Annotated in this window: 3 protein-coding genes; 1 reads left to right on the top strand and 2 read right to left on the bottom strand. The window is 75.2% G+C overall.

What is annotated here, in order from left to right; genetic code table 11:
• Positions 1-457: 457 nt before the first annotated feature.
• Both ABZ404_RS39030 and ABZ404_RS39025 read right to left on the bottom strand, forming a co-directional pair.
• Positions 458-1,408, bottom strand: a complete 951-nt coding sequence (locus tag ABZ404_RS39030) for an EamA family transporter (protein ID WP_358991698.1) — start codon at positions 1,406-1,408, stop codon at positions 458-460.
• Between the two features lie 176 nt (positions 1,409-1,584).
• The gene (locus tag ABZ404_RS39025) at positions 1,585-4,440 is read right to left on the bottom strand and encodes an FAD-binding and (Fe-S)-binding domain-containing protein (protein WP_358837453.1); all 2,856 of its coding nucleotides are present in this window, start codon (positions 4,438-4,440) and stop codon (positions 1,585-1,587) included.
• A gap of 111 nt (positions 4,441-4,551) precedes the next feature.
• Between ABZ404_RS39025 and serC the strand changes: the two genes are divergently transcribed.
• Complete coding sequence (gene serC / locus ABZ404_RS39020; protein WP_358837452.1) at positions 4,552-5,670, top strand: phosphoserine transaminase; 1,119 nt, start codon at positions 4,552-4,554, stop codon at positions 5,668-5,670.
• Positions 5,671-5,921: the final 251 nt, after the last annotated feature.

The following is a 5,921-nucleotide window of genomic DNA, read 5'->3' as shown; positions in this document are numbered from 1 at the left end:
CAGTTCCCCGCGCCCCTGAAGAACTGGTGGCCGCTCCAAGTTCCCCGGCTGCGGCCGACCCCCCAAGGGGCGCGGGGAACTGCGCGACCAGCCCCCACTCGGCCGCAGACGAACGAAGGTTTTTAGGGGCCCGGGGAACTGCGCGATCAGCCCACGTCGGCCCGCAGACAAACTGAGGCCCCCAAGGGGCGCGGGGAACGGCGCGAGCAGCCCCCACTCAGCCGCAGACGAACGAAGGTTTTTAGGGGCGCGGGGAACTGCGCGATCAGCCCACGTCGGCCCGCAGACAAACTGAGGCCCCCAAGGGGCGCGGGGAACTGCGCGGCCAACCCCCACCCGGCCGCAGACGAACCAAGGCCTTTAGGGGCGCGGGGAACTGCGCGAGGAACCCCCGCTGGGGCCGGGCGTGGTGGGTCGCCCGGGGCCCGTCGCAGGCGTAGGGGCCCGGCCGGACGGGCTAGTGCCCGCGTCCCGCCTGGGACCGCACCGCCCCCACACTCGCCCCGATCACCAGCGCGATCGCCACCGCGTCGGTGACCGACAAGGCCTGGTGCAGGACCAGGAACCCCGCCGTCGCCGCGACAGCCGGTTCCAGGCTCATCAGGATCGCGAACGTCGAGGCGGGCAGGCGGCGCAGGGCCAGGAGCTCCAGGGTGTACGGAAGCACCGAGGACAGGATCGCCACCGCCGCGCCGAGCCCGATCGTCGACGGCACCAGCAGCTCCGCCCCCGACTGCACCACCCCCAGCGGCAGCGACAGCACCGCCGCGACCGCCATCGCCAGCGCGAGGCCGTCCGCCTGCGGGAAGCGGCGGCCGGTCCGCGCGCTGAACAGGATGTACACCGCCCAGCACGCCCCCGCCCCCAGCGCGAAGGCCGCACCGGCGAGGTCCAGCGACCCGAACCCCTCGCCCCCGCCGCTGCCCAGCAGCGCCACCCCGGCGAGCGCGAGCCCGGCCCAGACGAAGTTGACCAGGCGGCGCGAGGCCAGGACGGAGAGGGCGAGGGGGCCGAGGACCTCCAGGGTCACGGCCGTGCCGAGCGGGATGCGGTCGACGGCCTGGTAGAAGAGGCCGTTCATCCCGGCCATCGCGGCGCCGAAGGCGACCACCGTCCCCCAGTCGGCCCGCCGGTACCCGCGCAGCCCCGGGCGGCACAGGACCAGCAGGACCAGGGCCGCCGCCGCGAGCCGCAGCGTCACCACGCCCGCCGCGCCCGCCCTCGGCATCAGCATCACCGCGACCGCGGAGCCGAACTGCACCGATATACCGGCCGAGACCACCAGCGCGACCGGCGCGAGCGCCGCCCCGCGCCCGCGTGCGGACCGCAGCCCGCCCGCCGCCTCCGGCGTGGCGACGGCCGCCGCCGCGGTGGCGGTCGGCTCTGCGGCGGTGTGCGGACTGGTCACCGTGGCTCCCGTGCGATCGGTACGTTCATTTCATTGAACTGTGTAAGCAAATATATTGCACTCATCGCGGCGCACGGTCCAGGGGGTATGCGCCGACGCCGGGCGGACCCCAAGCGGAGCGCAGCCCTCCGCACCAATGTACGGGCCCATGTAAGTGGCGCTGCCCCGCTCCGTCCCTAACCGATCCCGTCCGGCAGATGTTCCGCCAGGACCTCCGCCAGATGCCGGGCCCGCCGCCCCGCCAGCTGCTCCAGTTGGGTACGGCAGGAGAAACCGTCCGCCAGGAGCTCCGTGCCGGACCCCGCCGCCCGTACCGCCGGCAGCAGTGCGTCCTCCGCGCAGGCCACCGACACCTCCCAGTGGCCCCGCTCGAAGCCGAAGTTCCCGGCCAGACCGCAGCAGCCGCCGCTCAGGGCGCCGGTCAGCCCGGCCCGCTCGCGCAGCCGGCGCTCGGCCGCGTCCCCGAGGACCGCGTGCTGGTGGCAGTGCGTCTGCCCGGCCACCGGACGGCCCACGTACGGCGGCGACCAGTGCGGCGCGCACTCCTGGAGCGTCTGCGCGAACGTCCGCACCGAAGCCGCGAGCCGCGCCGCCCTCGGGTCGTCCGGCAGCAGCTCCGGCAGATCGGTCCGCAGCGCCGCCGCGCAGCCCGGCTCCAGGACGACGACCGGGAGACCGCGCTCCAGCAGCGGTTCCATCGCGTCGAGCGTGCGCCGCAGGACCGTACGGGCGCGGGTGAGCTGGCCGGTCGAAACGTACGTCAGACCGCAGCACACCCGCCCGCGCGGCACCACCACCCCGACCCCCGCCGCCTCCAGGACCCGTACCGCCGCCCGGCCCACCTCCGGCGAGAGGTGATCGGTGAAGGTGTCCGGCCACAGGACCGCGCCGGCCGGGGCCGGGCCCTCCCCGCGCCGCCTCAGCCAGGCCCGCAGCGTCCGCGTCGCCAGCACCGGAAGGCTCCGCTCCGGGGCGATCCCCGCCAGCCGCTTCGCGGCGGCCGCCAGGGGGCGCACCCGGGCCAGCGCGTTCAGGCCCCGCGCCCACGGCGCCGCGAGCCGCAGCCAGCGGGGCAGCCACCCCATGGCGTAGTGGGAGGCGGGGCGCGGCCGCCCCGCGTAGTGGTGGTGGAGGAACTCCGCCTTGTACGTGGCCATGTCCACCCCGACCGGGCAATCGCTGCGGCAGCCCTTGCAGGACAGGCACAGGTCGAGGGCGTCCCGTACCTCCGGCGAGCGCCAGCCGTCCGTGACGACCTCGCCCGCCAGCATCTCGTGCAGCAGCCGGGCCCGGCCCCGTGTGGAGTGCGCCTCCTCGCCGGTGGCCCGGAAGGACGGGCACATCACGCCCGAACCGGCTTCCGTGGTACGGCACTTGGCGACTCCCACGCACCGCCGCACCGCCGCCGAGAAGTCCCCGCCGTCGTGCGGATAGCCGAACTCCACGTCCACCGGGCGCCCGGGCAGCACCGCGAAGCGCAGGTTCTCGTCCAGCCGGGCCGGGCGCGCCAGGATGCCCGGGTTGAGCAGCCCCGGCGGATCCCACACGTCCTTGAACTCCCCGAACAGCCCCACCAGTTCGGGCCCGTACATCTTCGGCAGCAGCTCCGCCCGCGCCTGCCCGTCGCCGTGCTCGCCGGAGAGCGAGCCGCCGTGCGCGGCCACCAGATCCGCCAGTTCCCCGGAGAACCGGCGGAAGCGCGCCACGCCCGCCGCGCTCAGCAGGTCGAAGTCGATCCGGACGTGGACGCAACCGTCGCCGAAGTGCCCGTACGGCGTGCCGCGCAGCCCGTGCTCCCGCAGCAGCGCCCGGAAGTCGCGCAGATACGCCCCCAGGCGCGCGGGCGGCACCGCGCAGTCCTCCCAGCCGGGCCAGGCCTCCGTGCTTCCTCCGGACGTACCGTCCGGCGGGGGTCCCGGGATGCGCGTCGCCGTCCCGGCCGCGTCCTCGCGCACCCGCCACAGCGCCCGCTGCCCGGCCGGGTCGGTGATCACGGCCGCGTCCAGCGGGTCCGCCGCCCGCACCAGCTCACGGGCCCGGGCCAGCGCCTCGGCCGGGGTGGCGCCCCCTGCCTCCACGAACAGCCAGGCCCCGCCGCGCGGCAGCCCGGGGGCGCCGCGCACCAGGTCGGCGGCCATGCCCTCGACGGTGAGCGGTCCGTACGGCAGCAGCGCGGGCGCCGCCTCGGCCGCCGCGCTCTCGTCCGGGTAACCGAGCACGGCGAGCGCCCGCGCCCCGGGCACCGGCACCAGCCGTACGGTCGCCTCGGTCAGCACCCCGAGCGTGCCCTCGCTGCCGCAGAAGGCGCGTGCCAGGTCCGTGCCGCGCTCGGGCAGCAGCGCGTCCATGGCGTACCCGGAGATCCGGCGCGGCAGGTCCTGCGGGTAGCCCGTGCGCAGCGCGGCGAGGTTGCGGCCGACGAAGGCGCGCAGGCCCGCCGGGGCGCCCTCCCAGCCCCGGCCCAGGCGGAGCGGGCCGCCCGAGCCGCTGACCACCGTCAGTTGGTGGACGTTGTCGGCGGTCGTCCCGTACGCCACCGAATGCGCCCCGCAGGCGTTGTTGCCGATCATCCCGCCCAGCGTGCAGCGGCTGTGCGTCGACGGGTCGGGCCCGAACGTCAGCCCGTGCGGCAGGACCGCCTCGCGCAGCACGTCGAGGACGAGGCCCGGCTGGACCACCGCCGTGCGCGCCCGCGCGTCCACCGAGAGCAGGGACCGCATGTGCCGGGTGAAGTCCAGGACGAGCCCCGTCCCGGTGGCCTGGCCCGCGATCGAGGTCCCGCCGCCGCGCGGCACCACCGGCACCCCGTGCTCCCGGCAGACCGCGAGCGCCGCCGCCACGTCCTCGGCGTCCCGGGGCGCGAGGACCGCGCGCGGCACCCGCCGGTAGTTGGACGCGTCCATCGTCGTCAGCGCCCGCGCGGTGGCCGAGGAGTCGACCTCCCCGCGCACCGCGTCCCGCAGCTCCCGCTCCCACGCCCGCCAAGCCCCGGCCGTACGTGCCGTACCGCCGCCGTCACCCGTGTCGCCCATGGGGACCAGCCTGCCCGTCCGGCCCCCGCGGCGGGCGCGACGGCGGCCGGGCGCGTCTCGCGGGGTGGACCGCGGCCGCGCGCCGCCCCCGCGTGCCGATACCCTGCGCTCGTGGCTGAGATCCAGATTCCCGCTGACATGAAGCCCGCCGACGGCCGTTTCGGCGCGGGCCCCTCCAAGGTGCGTACTCAGGCGCTGGACGCCCTGGCCGCCACCGGTACCTCGCTGCTCGGCACCTCCCACCGCCAGGCCCCGGTCAAGAACCTGGTCGGCGAGGTCCGCCAGGGCGTACGGGACCTGTTCTCGCTGCCCGAGGGGTACGAGGTGATCCTGGGCAACGGCGGCTCGACCGCGTTCTGGGACGTCGCGACCCACGGGCTGATCGAGAACAGGTCGCAGCACCTGAACTTCGGCGAGTTCTCCTCCAAGTTCGCCAAGGCCGCCAAGCTCGCGCCGTGGCTCGCCGAGCCCAGCGTGATCGCCTCCGAGCCCGGCACCCACCCGGAGCCGGCCGCCGAGGCGGGCGTCGACGTCTACGCCCTCACCCACAACGAGACCTCCACCGGTGTCGCGGCCCCCGTCAAGCGGGTCGCGGGCGCCGACGAGGGCGCGCTCGTCCTGGTCGACGCGACCTCGGGCGCGGGCGGCCTGCCGGTCGACATCACCGAGAGCGACGTCTACTACTTCGCGCCGCAGAAGTCCTTCGCCTCCGACGGCGGCCTGTGGATCGCGGTCTTCTCGCCCGCCGCCCTGGAGCGTGCCGCGCGGATCCACGCGTCGGGCCGCCACATCCCGGAGTTCTTCAGCCTGCCGACCGCGATCGACAACTCGCTGAAGAACCAGACGTACAACACCCCGGCGCTCTCCACGCTCTTCCTGCTCAACGAGCAGCTGAAGTGGATCAACGGCCAGGGCGGTCTGGAGTGGTCGACGGGCCGTACGGCCGCGTCCGCCAAGGCGCTGTACGGCTGGGCCGAGGAGTCCAAGCACGCCAGCCCGTTCGTCGCCGACCCGGCGAAGCGGTCGCAGGTCATCGGGACCATCGACTTCTCCGACGAGGTGGACGCGGCGGCCGTGGCGAAGGTGCTGCGGGCCAACGGGATCGTGGACACCGAGCCGTACCGCAAGCTGGGGCGCAACCAGCTGCGGATCGCGATGTTCCCGGCGATCGACCCGGCGGACGTCGAGGCCCTGACGGCGTGCGTCGACTACGTGATCGAGCAGCTCTGAGGCTCTGAGCCACGGGATGCGGGCTTCGCTTGCGGGCGGGGGCGAGCCGGTGGTGGACCGGACCGCTCGCGCAGTTCCCCGCGCCCCCTATCGGCCCGGACTTCGGCTGCCGGCCGGTGGTTGACTGGTCGCGCAGTTCCCCGCGCCCCTTATCGGCCCGGTGGGCATCTGCGGGTTTGTGGGTGGCTGAGCGCGCAGTTCCCCGCGCCCCTAACTGCCTAGGGGCGCGGGGAACTGCGCGAGCGAGCCAC

It is taken from the genome of Streptomyces sp. NPDC005878 (assembly GCF_040629815.1).
In the GTDB taxonomy this organism is placed as follows: Bacteria; Actinomycetota; Actinomycetes; order Streptomycetales; family Streptomycetaceae; genus Streptomyces.
This window is presented reverse-complemented; position numbering and strand designations above follow the sequence as displayed.

What these genes read in the sequence shown, in the direction of transcription:
- ABZ404_RS39025 (WP_358837453.1), bottom strand. Translation starts at nt 4,440, where the DNA reads ATGGGCGACACGGGTGACGGCGGCGGTACGGCACGTACGGCCGGGGCT.